General features: G+C 48.0%; 17 protein-coding genes and 2 pseudogenes. 11 read left to right on the top strand and 8 right to left on the bottom strand.

Annotation, left to right across the window (positions count from 1 at the left end):
- Positions 1–93 precede the first annotated feature (93 nt).
- From BMW55_RS18175 to BMW55_RS18165, 3 genes are read right to left on the bottom strand one after another with little or no spacing between them, the layout of a single operon-like run.
- Positions 94–975, bottom strand: a complete 882-nt coding sequence (locus BMW55_RS18175) for a hypothetical protein (protein ID WP_089973177.1) — start codon at positions 973–975, stop codon at positions 94–96.
- Entirely contained in the window at positions 972–1457 is a 486-nt protein-coding gene (locus BMW55_RS18170; protein ID WP_089973175.1) for a hypothetical protein, read from the bottom strand. The genes BMW55_RS18175 and BMW55_RS18170 overlap by 4 nt, the downstream gene beginning before the upstream one ends.
- Positions 1458–1505: 48 nt before the next feature.
- Complete coding sequence (locus BMW55_RS18165; RefSeq protein ID WP_170840019.1) at positions 1506–1679, bottom strand: CopG family ribbon-helix-helix protein; 174 nt, start codon at positions 1677–1679, stop codon at positions 1506–1508.
- Between the two features lie 278 nt (positions 1680–1957).
- On the opposite strand from BMW55_RS18165, the pseudogene BMW55_RS19775 reads away from it, so the two are divergent.
- The 7 genes and pseudogenes from BMW55_RS19775 to BMW55_RS18135 all read left to right on the top strand — a co-directional run.
- Positions 1958–2110: pseudogene (locus BMW55_RS19775) on the top strand (sporulation protein YhbH); the annotation flags it as partial.
- 965 nt (positions 2111–3075) lie between these two features.
- On the top strand, positions 3076–5259 hold the full coding sequence (gene katG, locus BMW55_RS18160) for a catalase/peroxidase HPI (protein WP_089973170.1): 2184 nt from the start codon (positions 3076–3078) through the stop codon (positions 5257–5259).
- Positions 5260–5599: 340 nt separating this feature from the next.
- Complete coding sequence (locus BMW55_RS18155) at positions 5600–6013, top strand: Fur family transcriptional regulator (protein ID WP_170840018.1); 414 nt, start codon at positions 5600–5602, stop codon at positions 6011–6013.
- Positions 6014–6519: 506 nt separating this feature from the next.
- Positions 6520–6729, top strand: a complete 210-nt coding sequence (gene copZ, locus BMW55_RS18150; protein WP_089973164.1) for a copper chaperone CopZ — start codon at positions 6520–6522, stop codon at positions 6727–6729.
- A gap of 97 nt (positions 6730–6826) precedes the next feature.
- Positions 6827–9244: a heavy metal translocating P-type ATPase gene (locus BMW55_RS18145; protein WP_089973162.1), complete on the top strand. Its 2418-nt coding sequence runs from the start codon at positions 6827–6829 to the stop codon at positions 9242–9244.
- A gap of 13 nt (positions 9245–9257) precedes the next feature.
- Entirely contained in the window at positions 9258–9458 is a 201-nt protein-coding gene (locus BMW55_RS18140; RefSeq protein WP_089973159.1) for a hypothetical protein, read from the top strand.
- A complete protein-coding gene (locus BMW55_RS18135; RefSeq protein WP_089973156.1) occupies positions 9449–9787 on the top strand; it encodes a (2Fe-2S) ferredoxin domain-containing protein in 339 nt (112 codons plus the stop codon). The genes BMW55_RS18140 and BMW55_RS18135 overlap by 10 nt, the downstream gene beginning before the upstream one ends.
- A gap of 319 nt (positions 9788–10106) precedes the next feature.
- On the opposite strand, the gene BMW55_RS18130 is transcribed toward BMW55_RS18135, so the two are convergent.
- The 4 genes from BMW55_RS18130 to BMW55_RS18115 form a co-directional block, all read right to left on the bottom strand.
- A complete protein-coding gene (locus BMW55_RS18130; RefSeq protein ID WP_089973153.1) occupies positions 10107–10307 on the bottom strand; it encodes a hypothetical protein in 201 nt (66 codons plus the stop codon).
- Between the two features lie 233 nt (positions 10308–10540).
- Positions 10541–10843: a hypothetical protein gene (locus BMW55_RS18125; protein ID WP_089973151.1), complete on the bottom strand. Its 303-nt coding sequence runs from the start codon at positions 10841–10843 to the stop codon at positions 10541–10543.
- Positions 10844–10990: 147 nt separating this feature from the next.
- Positions 10991–12532 carry a protein kinase domain-containing protein gene (locus BMW55_RS18120; RefSeq protein WP_089973148.1) on the bottom strand — a complete coding sequence of 514 codons (1542 nt, stop codon included), beginning with the start codon at positions 12530–12532 and terminating at the stop codon, positions 10991–10993.
- 219 nt (positions 12533–12751) lie between these two features.
- Positions 12752–14443 (bottom strand): PucR family transcriptional regulator, encoded by a 1692-nt coding sequence (locus tag BMW55_RS18115; protein WP_089973145.1) that lies wholly within the window; start codon positions 14441–14443, stop codon positions 12752–12754.
- Positions 14444–14802: 359 nt separating this feature from the next.
- Between BMW55_RS18115 and ald the strand changes: the two genes are divergently transcribed.
- The gene (ald, locus tag BMW55_RS18110) at positions 14803–15936 is read left to right on the top strand and encodes an alanine dehydrogenase (RefSeq protein ID WP_089973142.1); all 1134 of its coding nucleotides are present in this window, start codon (positions 14803–14805) and stop codon (positions 15934–15936) included.
- Positions 15937–16018: 82 nt separating this feature from the next.
- Here ald and BMW55_RS19105 read toward each other — a convergent pair whose 3' ends face one another.
- Positions 16019–17365 carry a protein kinase domain-containing protein gene (locus tag BMW55_RS19105; protein ID WP_244527625.1) on the bottom strand — a complete coding sequence of 449 codons (1347 nt, stop codon included), beginning with the start codon at positions 17363–17365 and terminating at the stop codon, positions 16019–16021.
- Between the two features lie 300 nt (positions 17366–17665).
- Here BMW55_RS19105 and shc point away from each other — a divergent pair, with 300 nt between their 5' ends.
- The 3 genes and pseudogenes from shc to tnpA form a co-directional block, all read left to right on the top strand.
- Entirely contained in the window at positions 17666–19546 is a 1881-nt protein-coding gene (gene shc, locus BMW55_RS18100; protein WP_089973141.1) for a squalene--hopene cyclase, read from the top strand.
- 53 nt (positions 19547–19599) lie between these two features.
- Positions 19600–19806, top strand: coding sequence for a hypothetical protein (locus tag BMW55_RS18095; protein WP_139179544.1), 207 nt, complete (start codon positions 19600–19602; stop codon positions 19804–19806).
- Positions 19807–20082: 276 nt separating this feature from the next.
- A pseudogene (gene tnpA, locus BMW55_RS18085) lies at positions 20083–20452 on the top strand (IS200/IS605 family transposase); the annotation flags it as partial.
- Positions 20453–20467 lie beyond the last annotated feature (15 nt).

The following is a 20467-nucleotide window of genomic DNA, read 5'->3' as shown; positions in this document are numbered from 1 at the left end:
TTTTAATTCGTATGATTGGGTATTTTTTGATCACTTAAGTTAACTCTCCCACTCTTCATTCGGGAGACGTGGGAGACGGGAGAACTCCTCATCCTACTGTGTCTCCCGCGATTTTAATTCTCCTATCGCAACCTTGGCATAATGCTCAGTTAAACCCTGCTCCATCAGCTCCCGTTTGCGCGGGATTCGTCCCAACTCCTCCATGAGCTCTTCAGCCTTCTGGATCGCTTTGGCCCTGGCTTCCAAGTTTGGTTGGAAGCGTGGTGCAGTCTTTGGCGATGGTTCCATGCGGAAGCCAATTTGACGCATGGGAACAACTTCCGCTGTATGTTTCGGCTCCGTCTCCGGTTCCGGCTCTTGAACAGTCGTTACAGGCTCCGCAGCAATCTCCTTAACAGGCTCCCGAGTGAAATACTCTGGGAGACCGTCTCCCACAACCCGTTTTCGCTCCTCCTCCGCCTCCCGTGCCGCTCTGATCAGATCCAAGTCTGGCTTTCTGGCCTCCCATCTCTCCCATTCGATCCATTGGATCAGCTTCTCCTCTTTAATCTCCCGCCGGGCTTCCCTCCGGATCTCCCGTAAGCTCTTCTTGTGCGGTTTATGCGCTTCTGTCCAGAGCCAAACCAAACTGCTTTCCATTAACCACATAGCGCTGCTAATCGCCAGCCCGACAATCGGCCCTACAATCGCATGAGCTTGATACAAGCCATACATGTTCACGCCAGTGACGAATGCTAGGCTGGTAAAATACCCGGCCGTTAAAAACCTTGGCACATTCCGCTGAGTGGCCCTCTGTCTCCCACGAATAAAGAGCAGAGAGGTAAACAGGATTTCCACCAGGCCAGCTGTCAGATATGGATTTAAATTCAATCCTCGCGCTAAAGTGGCCGTATTGTGGAAGCTCAGCATCACGACAACGCCCGCGATAACGATCACTACCGATAAAACAATCCAATCTAAAGGTTTTCTTTTCATGCACCCTTCACCCCGCGTATATGTTGTTTATATGCAAACTTTAACTCAGGAAACTGCTTGAACAGTTCGGCTCGCTCATACGGTTGTAACTCGTCTAGTTTGGAAATGTCCGACAAATAGAAGTCTTTCGTTTGTTTGGCTGACTGGGTTTCATGGTCATAGATGAGCACCTCTTCCTTCTTGCGCTCCTCTGACTCCAGCGGATAGATGCCGTTATGGTATCGGATGGAGTTTTCCAGGTGGTCCTTCAGTTCATGCCGGCGGATAATGTCCCTTGCCAGCTCGATCGGCGCCCGGTAATCGTCGAAGGGTTCATCTGACCAGCTCTCGATCGGCGGAGATTCTCCCAGGTATTTGTTGTATCCATCTTTTTTGAATCCCGGTTCGCTGTCGAAAACGTCAAGCTCATACATTTCCTCTCCGTCCTCGTCGAAGTACAAGCGCACATAGCAGTAATATAGACGGATCTTAGAACGGACCATGAAACGATATTTCCTGTGATACTTGTGCCGCCAGAACATGATGACACCTCACTTGATGAATTTCTCTCGTTGCAAGGTTTCGCGGATTAATTGCCGGATCGCTTCCGATCTGTTGGTGTATCGCTTTTTCTCTTTGTACTGGTCAATCAATGCCAGCAGGTCTTTATCAAATTTGATATGAACACGCTTTAGGCGGTTGTCTTCCTCAAAAAAAATGCTCATGGTTTCCGCTCCCCTTCCGGTGAGTTTCGTCACCCCATTTTCTCTGGGGAAAAGATATTTATTTGACATGCACGATAGGGTAGGGGACAGGCTAAAGGCTTATAAACATTGACTTTTTACTTTTTAGGGTTGTGCCTTTTATGATGCATACTTCGTGTGCTCCCCGTGTGTCCCCTATTGCTTTCTTTCCCAGCTCCCCTTCGCAAGGGAGGAGGTTGACCTTTTCATAAAACAAAAAATATCCATGATAACCCCTGAATAGAAAAACAGGTGTATATCATGGACAATTATATCAGTATAACCGGCACTCCACATTAATGACGGCTTATCGCCATATCCATGATCCCAGATTCATGCATTACGTGATCCGGGAAAAAAGCCAGGTGTATGAGGCGTTAAAACACTTTTTCCACAAGAAAGAAGCGATTTGATTCACGGGAACAACTCGTCTCACACATGGATTAAGTTTTTTCCACTCGTTCAGAAGAAGGTAAATCGCCTTCTCAAGCAGTGGCTTGGGAAGGCGATTTTTTTTCGATGTCATCAGCCGTTTTGATTTTCCGCCAATTTGATCCACTTAGGAGCCTGTTGGCTACATCGCTATGATTCCGTCGTATCCCTTATTCCTGACCGAGCGAAGCTTTCTATGTACTCTGCCGGTCTATTATATGAAAAAAGTCCGGTGATTGAAGCATAAGCTCCTCCTTCACCCTTGGCAAAATGCTTTCCTCACGAATTTTGTTTCCGAATTCAAAATGCCTTCAGAGCGGGTCACTTGCTTTCGGACAACGTCGAATTACCGGTGCCCCGTTCGTTCATATTCAGGCCAAAAAAATAATATATCATGATTGGCGGACTGTTGAGCTTCCCCGTCTTGGGGCATGATTGTCCCGGTTGCGGGAAATCATCCGGTTTCAGCAGGGATGTCCTGTTTTTGCGACCGGTTCAAGTAACCGGGGGTTCAGACTGATAAAAAATGAGGTGTTCCCTATGTCTAAATTGTGATGGATTAACTCTATGGGCGAAGGGCATGTGAATCCGTCGATTGGCCTTGTGCGTGAATTGATCGCCTGTGGGGAGGAAGTGGTTGACTATACCAGCGACAAATACCTTGAATAAGTGAAAAAACCGGTGCAGAAGTTCGCCCGGTGTCGAAAAAAGCCCAGTCTGCCCGAGATTTTTACCCGACATCTCGGCTTTGAGTACAGTCCCTTCAGGTGTCCGATCTTGCGGTTCGGACATGGATGAACCAACCGTTAACATTTTTAAATCCTTATTAGAATTAGGATGAAAAAAACGAAAAATAAAAAGGTTGACTACTATTTAGAATAGTATTATATATTATATTAGAGTAATTATTATTTAAAAATTGGTTTAACAGACAGGAGAGGTTTAAATGGATACAAACGGTACAGCTAACGCTGGAAAGTGCCCGGTCATGCACGGCAGTATGACTAGTCACAAATCGAGTGGTACGTCGAATAAAGACTGGTGGCCAAACCAGTTGAACTTGAACATTCTCCATCAGCATGACCGAAAATCAAACCCTATGGGGGAAGATTTTGATTATGCACGGGAATTCAAAAAGTTAGACTACCAAGCTCTCAAGCAGGATCTTCGCGATTTAATGACAAACAGCCAGGATTGGTGGCCGGCTGACTACGGACATTATGGCCCGCTCTTTATACGTATGGCTTGGCACTCTGCAGGCACTTACCGTACGGGTGACGGCCGTGGAGGTGCTGGAACCGGCACACAGCGTTTTGCTCCCCTTAACAGCTGGCCTGACAACGCCAACCTCGATAAAGCCCGTCGACTGCTGTGGCCGATTAAGAAAAAGTATGGCAACAAGATCTCCTGGGCCGACTTGTTCATTCTCGCAGGAAATGTCGCTATTGAATCCATGGGTGGCAAAACATTTGGTTTTGGTGGCGGACGCGAGGACGTTTGGCATCCGGAAGAAGACATCTACTGGGGTTCTGAAACGGAATGGCTGGGAGATAATCGTTACACAGGCGATCGGGAGCTTGAGAAGCCACTTGCCGCCGTTCAGATGGGGCTTATCTATGTGAACCCGGAAGGTCCGAACGGCAATCCGGATCCGCTTGCAAGCGCCCGCGACATTCGCGAAACCTTCAAACGGATGGGAATGAATGATGAAGAAACCGTCGCACTCATAGCCGGTGGACATACGTTTGGAAAGGCACACGGTGCAGGAGATCCGAAGCTTGTCGGACCAGAGCCGGAAGCTGCTCCTGTTGAAGCACAGGGATTGGGTTGGCTGAGCACGCACGGCTCCGGCAAAGGTCGTGACACCATCACCAGCGGTATTGAAGGTGCCTGGACTGCGAATCCGACACAGTGGGATAATGGTTACTTTGATACATTGTTTGGATATGAGTGGCAGCTTACGAAGAGCCCGGCAGGCGCATATCAGTGGACGCCTGTCAATCCTGCTGAGGAGCACCTGGCACCGGATGCAGAGGATCCGTCCGTTCGTGTTCCGACCATAATGACCACCGCGGATATGGCATTGCGTGCGGATCCAGTGTATGAAAAGATTGCTCGCCGTTTCCATGAGAACCCGGAAGAGTTTGCAGATGCATTTGCTCGTGCGTGGTTCAAACTCACACACCGCGACATGGGTCCCCGTTCAAGATATCTGGGCCCGGAAGTTCCTGAAGAAGAACTGATCTGGCAAGATCCTGTACCATCTGTTGATTATGAATTAACAGATGCAGAAATAGAAGAGCTTAAAACAAAGATCCTCGACTCCGGACTAACAGTCAGCGAACTGGTAAAAACGGCTTGGGCTTCGGCTAGTACCTTCCGCCATTCTGATAAGCGTGGTGGCGCGAATGGTGCCCGCATCCGTCTTGCTCCACAGAAGGACTGGGAAGTGAATGAGCCAAAACAACTTACAAAAGTACTTACGAAACTGGAAGCCATTCAAGCTGATCTCGAAAAGAAAGTAAGCTTGGCTGATTTGATTGTACTAGGCGGTAGTGCCGCAATAGAAAAAGCAGCACGAGATGCAGGCTTTGATGTAACCGTTCCTTTTTCTCCCGGACGCGGCGATGCAACTCAAGAGCAAACCGATGTAGAAAGCTTTGCAGTGCTAGAGCCGATCGCTGATGGTTTCCGTAATTATCAGAAGAAGCAGTATAGTGCGAATCCGGCAGAGCTCCTAGTAGACAAGGCACAGCTGCTTAACCTTACAGCACCGGAAATGACAGTACTTGTTGGCGGCATGCGTGTTCTGGGTACAAACTTCGGTGGCACACAACACGGCGTATTCACCGAGCGTGTAGGCACACTCACGAACGACTTCTTTGTTAACTTGCTTGACATGGGAATACAGTGGAAGCCTGTAGACGGAGGCGTATACGAAGGACGTGACCGCAAGACAGGTGAAGTCGTGTTTACAGCGACTGCAGTTGACCTAGTGTTCGGTTCAAACTCTGTTCTGCGTGCCATTGCAGAAGTTTATGCTCAAGACGATAACAAGGAAAAGTTTGTGCGTGACTTTATAGCTGCGTGGGTAAAGGTAATGAATGCAGACCGTTTCGACCTTAAATAACGGCTACTGCGGTTTGAGTCTCCACACATTCAAAGCGTATTCTGAAAATTGTATAGCAAAGAGCAGTAGTTGTTTTAATTACTGCTCTTTGCTTTAATTTGAAACTTAACTTTTGATGTTCCTCTTGATATCCTCATATCCCCTTCCTGAGTTGTCCGGAATCGTTATCTATTCGGTGACGATTAAGGTTTTGTCTTTAATCCCCAAATACTTCTTTAGCAGATAATGGACGAGGATCGTCAGCTTCAGCTGAATTAGAAACAACATCTCATAGGTTTAACATTTATGGTTGTATTGTTTCATGTGAATGAAAGATAAAGAAAGGGATCAAGGGATCATGATGAGTAAGTCTACTGTATTGGACAAAATGAAAGTAGAAGGGCTGCGCCTTACTCCCCAGCGCGTTCATATCGTCGAACTCCTATTCGAATTGTCCCATCCAACAGCGGACCGGATTTATACAATGATGACTGAGAAATTTCCTCATATCAGCCTGGCAACAGTATATAGCACGCTCAAAAAACTGAAGGAGATCGGTGTCGTCAGAGAGCTCTCTAGTGGTGACAAGTCCAGTCACTTTGAATTGGCCGAAACGGATCACTGGCATTTTAATTGTAAGGTTTGCGGTGAGATTTACGATTTGGAGCCGAATGATGCCGAAGCGCTGGTGGCTGTCGGGATGAATAACGGTGCGTTCCATCTCGATAGCTATCGGGTAGAGTTTTATGGTGTTTGTGCGAAGTGCAATGCTTAAGACAAGCGGTATGCATACGTATGAGAAAAACAGCTATTCATAGAATCAAGAAGTATGTGATGCATGATCCCGATTTTGTGTACTACGTGATTTGGGAAAAAAGCCAGGTATATGAGGCTTTGAAACACTTTTTCCACAAGAAGGAGGCTGTTTAAGCATATCTATAAACGTGGATCCAGCTTGCTATTATAATAACCCGAAGAGATCATTGCCGGTGAAAATCAGAAACATTGAAGCCTCTCTATTTTGGGGAGGTTTCTTTAATAGATTCAGTTCTATATTTGTGTACCACTTCGCGGTCACCAATTTCAAGCATCAGCAAAAGAGTATTTTCATTTCCTGCACAGATGGAATACTTCTTATGAAAAAAGCAAACGAATAAATCAAGAGTGAGCGCGGTCAGTTAGAAAAATAAACCTTGTATAGGGTAGGGGGGTATTGTATAATGAGAATGTGTCAAAGATCCGCTAAGAATTTGTTCTGAACATATTGAAGGAGGAGCTAACATGAATCACGCATCTTTAACTGTTAAAGGAATGTCCTGCAGTCATTGTGTGAATGCCATTGAAACCCATGTGGGCAAACTAAATGGTGTAAGCAGTGTAAAGGTATCCCTTGGTGAGGGAAAAGTAGAAGTAGATTTCAATCCGGATGCGGTCACACTCAAGCAAATCATTGAAACGATTGAAGATCAGGGTTATGACGTAGAAGGGTAAGGCAAACACACCAGTCAAGTTATCGTGCTAACATGTTGGCACGATAACTTTATATCAGGCTTATACCCCCACCCCGTATAGGTTTGGAGTGAACAACATGAGTACAGAGAAACTACGGCAAAGTACATTAAATATTACAGGGATGACCTGTGCCGCGTGTGCGAACCGAATTGAAAAAGGGTTAAACAAACTGGAAGGCGTACAAGAGGCAACAGTCAATCTGGCGCTGGAAAAAGCAAACGTATCCTACGATCCGGATCAAGTGAGTTTGTCGGACGTCACCAATAAAATTGAATCGTTTGGATATGGAGTGCAAAAGGAAAAAGCGGAACTGACGATTACAGGGATGACCTGTGCGGCATGTGCCTCGAGAATTGAAAAAGGACTCAACAAATTAAATGGCGTTTTTCAAGCGAATGTCAATCTCGCGTTGGAATCGGCAATCGTGGAATACAACCCTGCTGAAATCCGCGTCACCGATTTGATCAAAAAAGTGGAATCTCTTGGATACGGAGCTCTGGAAAAAGGCCAGGCTGCCCAAGATCAGGCAAACCAGAAACAAAAAGAGATGGATGCCCAAAAAGGAAAGCTTTACTTTTCCATCATTTTATCTTTCCCGTTGCTATGGGCCATGGTCAGTCACTTTCATTTCACTTCGTTGATCTGGCTGCCGGACATGTTTATGAATCCCTGGGTCCAGTTGGCCTTGGCGACGCCGGTTCAATTTGTGGTCGGTAAACAATTTTATGTGGGAGCTTACAAGGCTCTGCGCAACAAAAGCGCCAACATGGATGTGCTCGTCGCATTGGGAACGTCTGCGGCTTATTTCTACAGCCTGTATCTCACGATATGGTCACTTCTTCAACCTGGAAGGCCGGTCGAACTGTACTTTGAAACCAGCGCGATCTTAATCACTCTGATCCTTCTTGGCAAATGGTTCGAAGCGAAGGCCAAAGGACGTTCTTCGGAAGCGATCAAAAAGCTGATGGGGTTGCAAGCCAAGACAGCTACCGTGATCAGAAACGGCAATGAGATGCAGATTCCCGTTGAAGAAGTGATGGTCGGGGATGTCATTCTGATCAAACCAGGGGAAAAAGTGCCTGTCGACGGGGAAGTGATTGAAGGGCGCTCTGCTGTGGATGAGTCGATGCTGACCGGTGAAAGCATCCCGGTGGACAAAACCGTCGGGGATCCGGTGATCGGGGCGACCATTAACAAAAATGGCGTCTTGAAAATGAAAGCGACGAAGGTGGGGCGGGATACGGCTCTGGCGCAGATCATTAAAGTCGTGGAAGAAGCACAGGGCTCCAAAGCGCCGATTCAGCGGTTGGCAGACACCATTTCAGGGATTTTTGTCCCGATCGTTGTAGGGATCGCCATCGTTACCTTTTTCGTCTGGTATTTCTTTGTGTCACCCGGAGATTTTGCGGAAGCGCTGGAAAAAGCGATTGCGGTTCTGGTCATTGCCTGCCCGTGTGCTTTAGGGTTGGCAACGCCTACCTCCATTATGGCCGGTTCAGGCAGGGCGGCTGAACTCGGTATTCTGTTCAAAGGAGGAGAACATTTGGAGATCGCCCATAAAATTGATACCGTCATTCTTGATAAAACGGGTACCGTAACCCACGGGAAACCTGTATTGACCGATGTGATCCCGGATCAAATGGATGAAAACGAATTGCTTCAGCTCGTGGGATCTGCGGAGAAAAACTCGGAACATCCCCTGGCGGAGGCAATTGTAGCGGGCATTGAAGAGAAGGGAATTCCACTCACTGAGGCAGAGGAATTTGAAGCCATTCCCGGGTATGGGATCAGAGCCCGGGTGAAAGGCAAAAACATTCTGGTGGGGACACGTAAATTAATGCTTCAACACCATGTGCGTATAGAAGCGGCTCTGGAAAAAATGAGCGAATTGGAACGCGCAGGCAAGACGGCCATGTTAATTGCTGTTGATCAGAAATACGCGGGGCTGGTTGCCGTTGCGGATACCATGAAAGAGACATCCAAAGAAGCGGTTGCCCGGCTGAAAGAGATGGGAATCGATGTCGTCATGATGACGGGAGACAACCGTCAAACAGCAAAGGCGATCGCTGAGCAAGCGGGAATTGACCACGTCATCGCCGAGGTGTTGCCTGAGGGAAAAGCGGACGAAGTCAAAAAGCTGCAAGCCAAAGGGAAAAAAGTAGCGATGGTCGGAGACGGAATCAATGATGCCCCGGCTCTTGCCACCGCAGATATCGGAATGGCCATCGGGACGGGGACGGATGTGGCGATGGAGGCGGCGGATATTACCTTGATGCGCGGGGATCTGGGCAGCATAGCCGATGCCATCTTCATGAGCAAGAAAACCATTGCGAATATCAGGCAAAATCTCTTTTGGGCCTTTGCTTACAATACCCTGGGGATTCCGATTGCCGCCGCAGGATTTCTTGCCCCCTGGCTGGCCGGGGCTGCGATGGCGTTCAGCTCAGTTTCTGTGGTCCTCAACGCACTTCGTTTACAAAGGGTAAAGCCGTAAGGGGGGATTGGAGATGATCAATAAAACCACCTTAACATGGACACTTTCAGCAGTCATCTATTTGGTGCTGGTGATCGGCGGTTATTTGCTGATTGATGCGTGGGTGGGTGAGACCGACCCACACAATCGGCATTCAGGACAAAGTTATTTTGTCAATCATTCGGGATCGGATCAAACGAAAGGAAAATGCGGGGAGAGCGAGGAATGGAGCTGACTGGTGTAAAAAAACATTTATTGATTTGCAATGGAGCCACCTGTGTTAAAAACGGCGGAAAAGAAGTGGCAAAGCGTATGAGGGCAGAAATATATAAACAGGGATTATCAGAAGAAGTTCATACGACTTTGACTCTATGCAACGGAAGATGTGAGGAAGGGGCGATCGTCATCAGTTATCCTGATGGAAACTGGTATAAAAAGATGACCCCCGAATTAGGTGCTGAACTGGTGCAAAAACTTTTCAATCAACAGTTACTTGAGGATCAGTTAGCCTATATTTATAACGATCTCATGTTCGTTCGGAAAGATAAAGTAGTGAAGAACTAGAGGGACCATTCATGTCATTTCCCCTGCTTCCGGGAGTCGCCAAACCTGATAAGGTTACCGGCTGTCTGACGGTTTCGGTGGTTATGCGATCCCTTTCTTCGTGAAGTGGAAAACGAATGCTTAACTATCCCAAGCTTATGATGAAGAGGTATGACGGTTCTCTCCGGAATGTTGCTTTATACCGTTAAAATGACCAGCATCACGACCACTCTGATTGAGTTTTACGGGGGATTGCCGGCATTGAAGGGGAGGTAAATATATAAACAACTTTTTAAAGAAAAACCCCCGATTTCTCTTGAAAAAAATCGGGGTTCTGCCATTATTTGTGTTTTTGCTCGTAATTGGACGGATCGGCGTGCCCTCTTTTCATTTCCTCCACATTGTCGGTAATATGGGGATTCAAGCTGTAGGCTTCTTGAATTCCCGCGGTGACATGGGTGGCGGGATCATTTTCCGTCGGGTACTCGGCCAATTCCCCATCCGTCCACTCTTCACCCGGGTTGAATCTCGGATTTGCCATGTTCTTTCTCCTTTCCTCAAGTGTTCACGCTTCTACAGTCAGTATTTCAAATGTAGGAGAAAATTATTTTTCTTCCGGTTGCCAAGGGAGCCGGAATGATACCGGTTCATTGCCATGAAGGAGGCGTAATAACAGGATTCATGGCCGCCTTGCGGGTAAAAAGAAATCGTCTTCTTAAGCTTCTGCTTAAAAAGACGATTTGACTTGACAGGAGCGGGTCACACCGTTTCCGTTTACGCGTTGTAAGTAATCTGATACATGGTATAAAGGGACTGGGAATTTTTGTTTCTAATGGTGAAGGAATAGTCGCCTCCGATCATGTTGGTAAAAGTTACGGTCTTATTGCTGCTGGTCAGGGTTTTGGTAACTTTCCCCCCGCCCTGTCTCGCAACAGTCACTTCAAAGGAATAACTGATGCAGGGAGAGACTCCCGGAATCCAGACACTGATGGATTTTCCCGAATCGACATGTCCGGTTTCGATGACGGCTTCGCTGCTGTCCAATAGGATCCAATTCTTTTTTACTCCAAGTGCCAATCGTATCCCCTCAGCTTTTGTCATAATGTTACATGAATGAGATAAACCATAGGATAATTGAGAATGAAGGATCGAACCATTCCTAATTATATAAATGATTGAGTGGAATAACTAGTCTATCAATTGGAAACATGAAAAATTGGAATATTATCCTTTCTCTTCGGAAATACGGGCGTCACTGATTCCCCCCTGCTGAAGCTGGTTCAGCCGGTTTTCTGCTTCCGCCCGGGTGGAAAAAGCGCCTGCCTCCACCAGATACCTTACTTCTCCCCCGGCAGAAGTTTCGATCAGATGCGCTTCGATGCCCAACGTTTGCACCTCAGACTTACGGCTTTCCGCACTTTGCATGTCTGAAAAGGAGCCGGCAATCACCACATATGAAATCTGGGGTTCAGGTTGGGAAAGGTCCGGTTCCTCGCGGTTTGCATGATGATCGGGAGTCTTTGGGGGAGCAGTCATCTTCTCTTCTTCCTGTTTTTGCCTTAGGTTGTCCGCTGACTTGTCTTCTTTGGAAGAATCGGTGTTGTTTTTGATGTTTTTCCGGCTGTTTGGATCGGTTCTTTTCGCTTCAGCCGGCGGGGTTTCTCTTTCGCCCCCGGTTTGATTTTGCGTTCCGGAAGTTTGACCGGACGGGACGCGGCTGGAGAAGTTTTCTGCCTGTTTATCGTTTGCATTCACAAGAGAAATGCCCCAGACCATCAGGAGGAGAATGAGCAGAGCAGAAGCAGAGCCGATCAACACTTTGAGCCGCGGAGCCGGTTTGGGTCGGGAATCTGCGGGTTCTTTGTACAGGCTGCTCCCCTGTTCGGATTTTTGGATAGGTTCCGTTTTATTCTGCAGCGGTTTCGGGGAAGAGGACGCCCCCCCAGCCGAAAAATAGGCCTGTTCGAGATCTTTCTTCATCTCTTCCGCAGACTGGTAACGATCGAAGGGGTTTTTGGCCATGGCTTTATGTATGATGCGGGATAATTCGGCCGGGATGTTCGGATTTCTTTTTCTCGGATCGGGAACCGGCTTTTGGATGTGCATCAGGGCGAGGGCAATGTATTCATCCGAATCGAAAGGCACCTGCCCGGTGACCATCTCGTACAGCACCACTCCCAATGAGTAAAGATCCGACGGATAGCCGATTTCGCGCCCCTGGGCCTGTTCAGGTGAAAAATAATGGACAGATCCCATGACCATGCCTGTTTTGGTCAGTTGTGTCGTTGTCCTGATCAACCGTGAAATCCCAAAGTCCGTCACTTTATAGCGTCCGCCGGGTGCACACATAATATTGTGGGGTTTGATATCCCGGTGAATAATCCCGTTTTGATGTGCATGAGCTAAGCCGTCGCAAATTTGCATCGCGACCGAAATGGCTATATTCGCCGGAAGAGGGCCTTGTTTTTCGATCACCTCATTGAGTGTGGGGCCTTCCACAAATTCCATCACCATATAATAGGTCTGATCTTCATGCCCGACATCGTATACGCTGACAATATTGGGGTGGGATAACTTTCCGGCAGTTTGTGCTTCCCTGATAAAACGACCGATCGATGCATGATCTTGTCCCGGTCGGTGGTTCAGCACTTTGACGGCAACACAGCGGTCAAGCAAGATGTCCTTCGCTTTGTATACGGCAGCCATTCCGCCGTCGCCCACGTGTTGGATGATTTCATATCTTCCCCCCAACTTCCTGCCTATCACTTGAAATCACCTTTTTTCTGTTTGATCATACTTGTTCATTATATATCATTATTGAAATGATTCTATTATTGTAGTTTATATATTTATTCGTCAAGGTGATAAAGGTGGAGGAAATATGAAACTTTATAATTCGATTTATTAATTTTAATAATATTCAGCTAATAATCTTGAAAAGATGAAAAACCGGGATCGGGAAATGGCTGCCGGTTTTTCAAGCAGTTATTGGGGAGAAGGATCGGTCTCCTCGGCTTGTTGGGCTAATAATTCAGGATAAAACAATTGACAGGCCCTCAGAGCAACTTGCAAGGCGAGTTTATTTTCGGGTGACATGAAATTGTCGCCCAGGAGTTCTTTTATTTTTTCCAGCCGGTAATAGAGCGACTGCCTGACGATAAAGAGATGTTGGGCGGCCTCCTTTTTGGAGCCGTCGTGATCTAAATAGACTTTCAGGGTATAAAGAAGATTGCTCCCTTTTTGCCTGTCATGTTCAATTAAAGGACCCAAATAATTGTGAACGAATGACTGTAAAATATTCCCTTCTTCCCTCAGGTTGAGGATCAGCTGGAATACGCCGATCTCTTCATAGAAGAGAAATGTTTTTTGTTGAGAGGTATTGACGGTCAATACCTGGCCAGCCTCCTGGTAGCTGAGATGGGCATGGGTGAAGCCCGGGTAAGACTGGCCTGCACCGATATTCAGGCTCAAGCCCATTTTCTCTCCGGACCCTAACCGTTGGATGGAGGCAACGACCTGGCGGAACCTTGGCTTCAGAGGCTGGGCGGGTTTCCGGTCAAAGGCGACGATGGCGATCCGGTCATTATTGATGGTGATAAAAGGGCGGAATCCATACTGTTCAAAGGTGGAACGGATCATGAGCGAAAAATCGTACCGAATGAATTCGTGCACATCCAGGGAAGGTTCTAATTCAATTTCGTTCCAATTGCGAATCTCGATCAGGCAGACCAGACTTTTTAGATCCTTCAATTCTTTGTAATCGGTTCCCAGATGGTAGCGAATCTGTTCCTCACTGATGCGTTTGCGCAGCAGATCGTCCACCCATACATTTTCGGAGTGGAGCCGGCGCTCTTCTATATAGCGTTTCCGCAGTAAATCCTGGGCAATGGAGAGGGAAGACCAGTCTAAAATCAGGCAATCGTATTCAGCCGGTTTTCCTTCGCACAGCATGCCTATAAAAGCCCATGTTTGTCCCATCGCCCGGACCGGGTGCAACAGGATCGTCTTCTGTTTATACGGCCAGCTGTAAGGAATGGGATGCGTTTCACTGCTGGATTCAAGCCGCAGTTTTGTGCGGATGAAGTCCAACAATTCTTCCTGCTCGCCGGGATCGAGGGACGGCATCAAAAAAGCTTTCCCTTTAAGAGGAACGTAAATGATCTGTGACTTGGTTCTTTGGTAAAGCAGTTTTAATATATTGGAAATCCCTTTGGGAGCCAAAGTTAAACGGTGAAATTCACGTGAAAGATTTTCGAGATTTTTTAACATATGGTAGTGCCGGTTAATGATCAGCGAATGCAGATCCTGGGTGATATCGACAAAGCGGATTCCCGCCGGCAAGGCGATCAATGGAAAGTCATGTTGGTCGGCAAGCCGGATCATTTCTTTGGGAATGGTATCGAAGTAGTATCCCATTTCCACACACAAACAAGAAGCGTTCAGCTCGATCAATTTTTGCAGGTAAGATACCGGGGAAACAGATGAAGATTGGAAATTGATCCCCGTGAACAGGATCATTTCCTCCCCGTGGATTAAGGTGTCAAATTGAGAGACTTCCAGGATGTGGACCCACCGGATCCGCCGGTTCAAACCGTTTTTCCCCGCAACGACCCGGGCCTTTTGAAAAACCGGACGCTTTAAAACATCGCTTAATGTGAGTACCGACTCAAAATGCACGTTTTTCACCTCCAAAGGAGTAAGTTGAATGGTGTTAAATGACTTCGCTTACATCTTTGACATCCTGTCTAATGGAATGGGGAATTCATTCATGTATACTCTTTTTTGGAAGCAACATTAAAATCATAACTCCGGGGTCGACAAAGAAGAAGTGGTAGATAAGTAGAAATAAATGAAGGAAACAATTGGTATTCGCCAACGAATGAAAGCGTTATCAATTGACGGGACATGGATGGCTTCAAAAGACCTCTGCTTTGACCTGAAGGTTTTTTGCATTTCCGACAGAGATCCAAGTTGATCCCGGCAGTGAACCATTCTATGCCAATCTTTCACATTCCATAATAGTAAGGTGATGACCAGTGATTATCGGTGTTCCAAAAGAAATAAAAAACAATGAGAACCGGGTGGGGATGACTCCGGCAGCGGTGACTGCTTACATCAACAGCGGCCATGAAGTCTGGATTGAAACCGGGGCAGGACTGGGAAGCGGGTTTACCGATCAAGATTATATCAACAGTGGTGCCAAGATCGTATCTTCTTCCGAAGAAGCCTGGTCCGCTGAGATGGTTGTCAAAGTAAAAGAGCCCCTTCCGGAAGAATACCGTTATTTCCGAAAAGGATTGATCCTGTATACTTATCTTCATTTGGCGGCCGAACCCAAGCTGGCGCAAGCGCTCTTGGAAAATGAAGTGACGGCCATCGCATATGAAACGATCCAACTGGACAATGGGTCTTTGCCTTTGCTCACTCCGATGAGTGAAGTGGCCGGAAGGATGTCCGTTCAAATCGGAGCCCAGTTTTTGGAAAAATCCAAAGGAGGTAAAGGCGTTCTGCTCGGCGGCGTTCCTGGGGTACCTCCGGCGGAAGTGGTGATTGTCGGCGGCGGGGTAGTTGGAACCAATGCCGCAAAAATGGCTCTCGGTTTAGGGGCCAGTGTGACGATTTTGGATATCAACCCGGATCGCTTGCGTCAATTGGACGATCTGTTCCAGGGCAGGCTGAAGACGCTGATGTCCAACCATTACAATCTTGCCCGTGCAGTCCAACAAGCCGATTTGCTTGTGGGAGCCGTTTTGATCCCGGGAGCAAGGGCACCCCGTCTTGTGACAGAGGAAATGGTAAAAAGTATGCAGCCGGGTTCTGTCATTGTGGATGTGGCGATCGACCAGGGAGGATCCATTGAGACGATTGACCGGATCACTACCCACAGCAATCCTACTTATGAAAAGTACGGTGTCCTGCATTATGCGGTCGCCAACATTCCGGGGGCCGTCGCCCGTACGTCCACATTGGCACTCTCCAATGTAACGGTTTCTTACGGACTGCAAATCGCGGGCAAAGGTGCCAAACAGGCTGCGTTGGAAAATCCGGCCATCGCCAGAGGATTGAACACCGTGCATGGAAAAGTCACCCACAAAGCGGTGGCAGAGTCGCTTGGCTACTCATATGTCGATGTATATCAAGCATTGCAGGAAAAAGTAGAAATTGCGTAAACCGGGCTGATTCTTGCCCGGTTTTTTTAACTTCTCCAAAGCCTTGAGCCATCTTCACCGGAGAGCTTTTTCTAATGAAACATCAGTTGACGATATGTGCATGTTCAAATCCGTTCCGCTGCAATTTTTTCAACTGCTCTTCCGCCATCTCCCGGTTCCGGAATGCGCCTGCTTGGACGCGGTACCGCGTTTTTCCCGCGATTTGCACCTGGTCAACAAAGACGGTAACTCCCTTGGCTTGCAGACGGCTTTTTAATTTTTCGGCGTTTTGTTTATTGGCAAATGTGCCGACAATGATTTTGTACATCTTTGTTCTTGTGCCGGGGTCAGGGCCGCGTGGACTCTCCGTCTTTTGATTGGCCGGCGGTTTGGCTGAAACGGAAGTTTGGATTTCTCCGGCTAATTTTAAGGCGGATAATAAGAGGATGATGGCAAAACCAATAAAAATAAACCTTTTTACCATTTTTGCCGTTCTTTTGGATTTCATCGGTTGAAGCGTTGTGTGGCGCAGCCGGTCATTCCGGGAGGGAAGTTGCCGGGAGCTTTGTTCCACGCCGGGGGCCGGATGATCCGCTTTTTTGCTTAGTTGGACGTCGGCATGGGTATGAATGGTGCTTTTGCGGATGGAGGACATAGCCTGTTGAAGGGCGCGCTTCATTTCCTCGGCAGATTGGTAACGGCGGCCGGGGTCTTTTTCTAAAGCCTTGAAGATGACGCGGCAACATTCATCCGGGAGATCCGGGTTGAAGCTGCGCGGGTCCGGAACGGGTTCCTGTACATGTTTTAAGGCAACGTTGATATTTTCTTCCCCGTCAAAGGGAACCCTTCCCGTAACCATTTCAAACAGGACCACACCGAGTGAATAGAGATCTGAGGGAAATCCGATGTCGGAGCCGCGGGCTTGTTCAGGCGAGAAATAATGAACAGACCCCATGACCGTCCCGGTCTTGGTAAGGGTAGAGGAAGAACGCAGAATCCGGGAGATGCCGAAATCGGTCACTTTGATTCTCCCGTCAGGAGCAGACATGATGTTCTGAGGTTTGATATCCCGGTGAACGATCCCATTGGCATGTGCGTGGGCCAGTCCGTCGCAAATCTGCATCGCGATGGAAATGGCCTCCTTTGGCGACAGCGCTCCCCGGCTGCGGATCCATTTCTTGAGAGTCGGCCCGTCGACATATTCCATCACCATGAAATAGGTTTGCCCTTCGCGACCTGCATCATAGACATTCATGATGTTGGGATGGGAAAGTTTGGCTGTGGCCTGCGCTTCCTGAATGAATCGCCGGACAAAATCCCGGTCATGGCTGAGGATTTCGTTCATCACTTTTATGGCAACAAAGCGGTCCAAGATGGTGTCTTTCGCTTTGTATACTTTTGCCATTCCTCCGCCGCCCACATGTTGGATGATCTGATACCTCCCACCCAACCGCTTTCCTTCCACGCATATCACCTTTCATTTCAATGCCTTATACCTATTCATTATACAAAATTCATTTCTATCCAGCGAGCAGCAAAATCCCTGATATGGGGAGAGGCAACAGAAAATGGTCCCGTTCCATGGACAGCATCAGATGCCCGAGACCAGTACGCTTCAGCCGAAACGGCAGCTTTGGCGGACCCGGTGTGAACTTGGCTTCCTTCCTTCGTGCCGGTCACGGGTCATCCTTTCTTTTCGCTTGAATATGCTGAAAGGAGAACTTTTCGGGAAAGCAAGGTGACCTGCCGGATGAAACATTTTTACATAGAACGGGTGGATCAAGCGATTGATCAACTGAAGGAAGTTCTGATCAGGCATCAGGAATCCGATGGGAGATGGAATTTTTGTTTTGAGAGCGGCACGATGACGGATGCTTATATGATTTTGCTTATGAAGCTGTTGGAGATCGACAACGAACCGGTTTGCCGGCTGCTGGTCGAAAGAATTCTTTCGAAGCAAACCAAAGACGGGACGTGGAAATTATATGCAGACGAAAAAGAGGGCAATCTGTCTGCAACCATTGACTCCGCTCTTGCGCTGATTTACGCGGGAGTCAAAAATGAACGGGACCCTGAATTGAAAAAGGCGCGGGAATTTATCCGGATTCAGGGCGGGGCTCAGAAAGCAGGCTCACTGACAAAAGTTCTCTTATCTCTGCTGGGACATATGAAGTGGTCAGATATTCCCAAAATTCCGGTGGAATTTTTACTCCTGCCCATCTGGTCGCCGGTCAATTTCTTTGATTTTGTCGGATATACACGGGTTCACGTGGCCCCGATTTTGCTTGTAGCCGACCGGAATTTTTCAGTCGAATTAAAAGGGAAATCAAGGGCCGATCAGTGGTTGCCGTCTGTGAGCAGAATTTCTGATTTTTCGCATCAGGATATCTGGGCCGATGACGAGATGATGGCGGCTTTATCATCTCTTCCGTTTTCGAGGGAGGAAATGCACGAGAAGGCTGTTCGCTTTGGGGAAAGATTTTTGCTGAAGCGGATCGAAGCGGACGGGACATTGTACAGCTATTTTACATCCACCTTTTTAATGGTCTTCGCTCTTTTGTCCCTGGGCTACAAAAAGGATCATCCCATCTTGCGGCGGGCGGTGCAAGGATTGATTTCGATGCTGTACAAGTTGAAAGAAGGCGCCCATTTGCAGGAAACCACATCCACGGTTTGGGACACGTCATTGATTTTATATGCGCTGCAGGAAGCCGGGATGAAAGCGGATCATTCCGCCGTCAAGCGCGGCCTTCAATATATTCTGAAACGGCAACATACCAAAAAGGGAGACTGGGCGATCCGAAACCCGGGGGTGCTTCCCGGCGGTTGGGGGTTTTCCGACACAAATACCATCAATCCGGATGTGGATGATACGTCGGTATGCTTAAGGGCACTCGCACCATCGGTCCGTTCCGACCAGTATCAGGATGCGTGGGTTCGCGGTTTTAGATGGCTTTTATCCATGCAAAACCGGGACGGCGGTTGGCCTGCGTTCGAGAAAAACACCCATAAAGCCTGGTTGAGACTCCTGCCGTACAAAGACGGCCGTCCTGTTTGGGGAGATCCATCCACTGCTGACCTGACGGGGCGAACCCTTCATTTTTTGGGCACAGTGATGGGCTGGACCACTGACAACCCGGTTGTGCGTCGCGGATGGAGCTGGCTTTATCATCACCAGCGATTGGACGGTTCGTGGTTTGGACGGTGGGGGATCACCTTTATTTACGGAACCTGGGCGGCGCTGACAGGATTGGCCGCCATCGGCATACCCCGCCATCATCCCACTGTCCGGAAAGGGATCCGGTGGCTCTTGTCCATTCAAAACGAGGATGGGGGCTGGGGGGAATCTTGCCTGAGTGATGTGAAGAAGAAGTATGTTCCCCTGAAAGCATCCACTCCTTCCCAGACTGCCTGGGCGCTGGATGCGCTCATTGCCTTTTATGACCAGCCGACTCCTGAAATCCAGGCAGGAGTGAAATGCCTGCTTCGCTTGCTGGAGCGAGAGGGCTGGGAAACGTCCTACCCGACGGGCGCCGGATTGGCTGGCCAGTTTTATATCCATTATCATAGTTATCGCTATGTCTGGCCGTTAGTCGCCCTTGCCCACTACCGGAACAAATACGGTCCTTAACATTCGGGAAAACGGAAAAAACCGGCTTCCTGTCTCCGCCAGGAAACCGGATGTTGTTCACAGAGCTTAGCTTGTCGATGATGGAGGCCGCCGGCTTTTTGGCGACAGATCCGCCGCAGATCAACCAGCTTCTGGTTTCGCTCACTTTCAATCCGGAGTGTCCAAGACGAAGGTCATTCATCTTCGATTCCTCCCATGAACGTTTTCGACAGCGGGATGAATACTGTTTCATCACGCATATCGGTCAAGTCATCTGGTGAGAGAATAAACGTCCCTTTTGTTGAACTGCATTCCCGATTCTTCTGCCGGCATGTTGAAGACTAAATTTGATTGGCATGACACAGGCAGCTCCTTTCTTTATATCTTTGCGAGCGAGAAAACCCCTGGCTTCAGCTATGGGGTTGAGAGCGAGCGTCAGGCGAGGGAGGGGATGGTTTTCCCCCTCTCGCAAGCCTGACCATCTTTTGCTTTTTTTGTTCCCTCAATCAGATACCTTGTGCATGTCTAATGCATGTTTGTAAAATTGGCAATAGGTGATGAATTTGGGAACGGTTCAAAGTAATCGAAATGTCGTATATGATTGCAAGTATCATATTGTTTTTTGTTCCAAGGATCGACGGAAAGTGCTGGTTCCGCCTGTAAGTGACCGGCTGAAAGAGCTGTTCATGGAAAAAGCAAGAGAGCTGGAAGTGACGTTTCAAGTATGGAGATCATGCCCGATCATGTGCATTTGCTCATTCAATGTGACCCGGAGTTTGGGACCACAGGGCAGTTAAACATCTCAAAGGGTACACATCGCGAATATTGAGGAAAGAGTTTCCACATCTGAAATCACGAATCCCATCCCTTTGGACCAACTCCTATTTTGTTGCGACCGTTGGAACGGTCACGCTGGAAGTTGTTAATCAGTACATGGAGACT

The organism is Lihuaxuella thermophila, assembly GCF_900110165.1.
Taxonomy (GTDB): Bacteria; Bacillota; Bacilli; order Thermoactinomycetales; family Thermoactinomycetaceae; genus Lihuaxuella; species Lihuaxuella thermophila.
Note: the sequence above shows the minus strand (reverse complement) of the source record. Positions and strands in the feature narration are given on the sequence as shown.

Excerpts from the sequence above, each read along its gene's own strand:
- BMW55_RS18175 (WP_089973177.1), bottom strand. The coding sequence starts at position 975 with ATGAAAAGAAAACCTTTAGATTGGATTGTTTTATCGGTAGTGATCGTT.
- BMW55_RS18170 (WP_089973175.1), bottom strand. The coding sequence starts at position 1,457 with ATGGTCCGTTCTAAGATCCGTCTATATTACTGCTATGTGCGCTTGTAC.
- BMW55_RS18165 (WP_170840019.1), bottom strand. The coding sequence starts at position 1,679 with ATGAGCATTTTTTTTGAGGAAGACAACCGCCTAAAGCGTGTTCATATC.
- katG (WP_089973170.1), top strand. The coding sequence starts at position 3,076 with ATGGATACAAACGGTACAGCTAACGCTGGAAAGTGCCCGGTCATGCAC.
- BMW55_RS18155 (WP_170840018.1), top strand. The coding sequence starts at position 5,600 with ATGAGTAAGTCTACTGTATTGGACAAAATGAAAGTAGAAGGGCTGCGC.
- copZ (WP_089973164.1), top strand. The coding sequence starts at position 6,520 with ATGAATCACGCATCTTTAACTGTTAAAGGAATGTCCTGCAGTCATTGT.
- BMW55_RS18145 (WP_089973162.1), top strand. The coding sequence starts at position 6,827 with ATGAGTACAGAGAAACTACGGCAAAGTACATTAAATATTACAGGGATG.
- BMW55_RS18140 (WP_089973159.1), top strand. The coding sequence starts at position 9,258 with ATGATCAATAAAACCACCTTAACATGGACACTTTCAGCAGTCATCTAT.
- BMW55_RS18135 (WP_089973156.1), top strand. The coding sequence starts at position 9,449 with ATGGAGCTGACTGGTGTAAAAAAACATTTATTGATTTGCAATGGAGCC.
- BMW55_RS18130 (WP_089973153.1), bottom strand. The coding sequence starts at position 10,307 with ATGGCAAATCCGAGATTCAACCCGGGTGAAGAGTGGACGGATGGGGAA.
- shc (WP_089973141.1), top strand. The coding sequence starts at position 17,666 with ATGAAACATTTTTACATAGAACGGGTGGATCAAGCGATTGATCAACTG.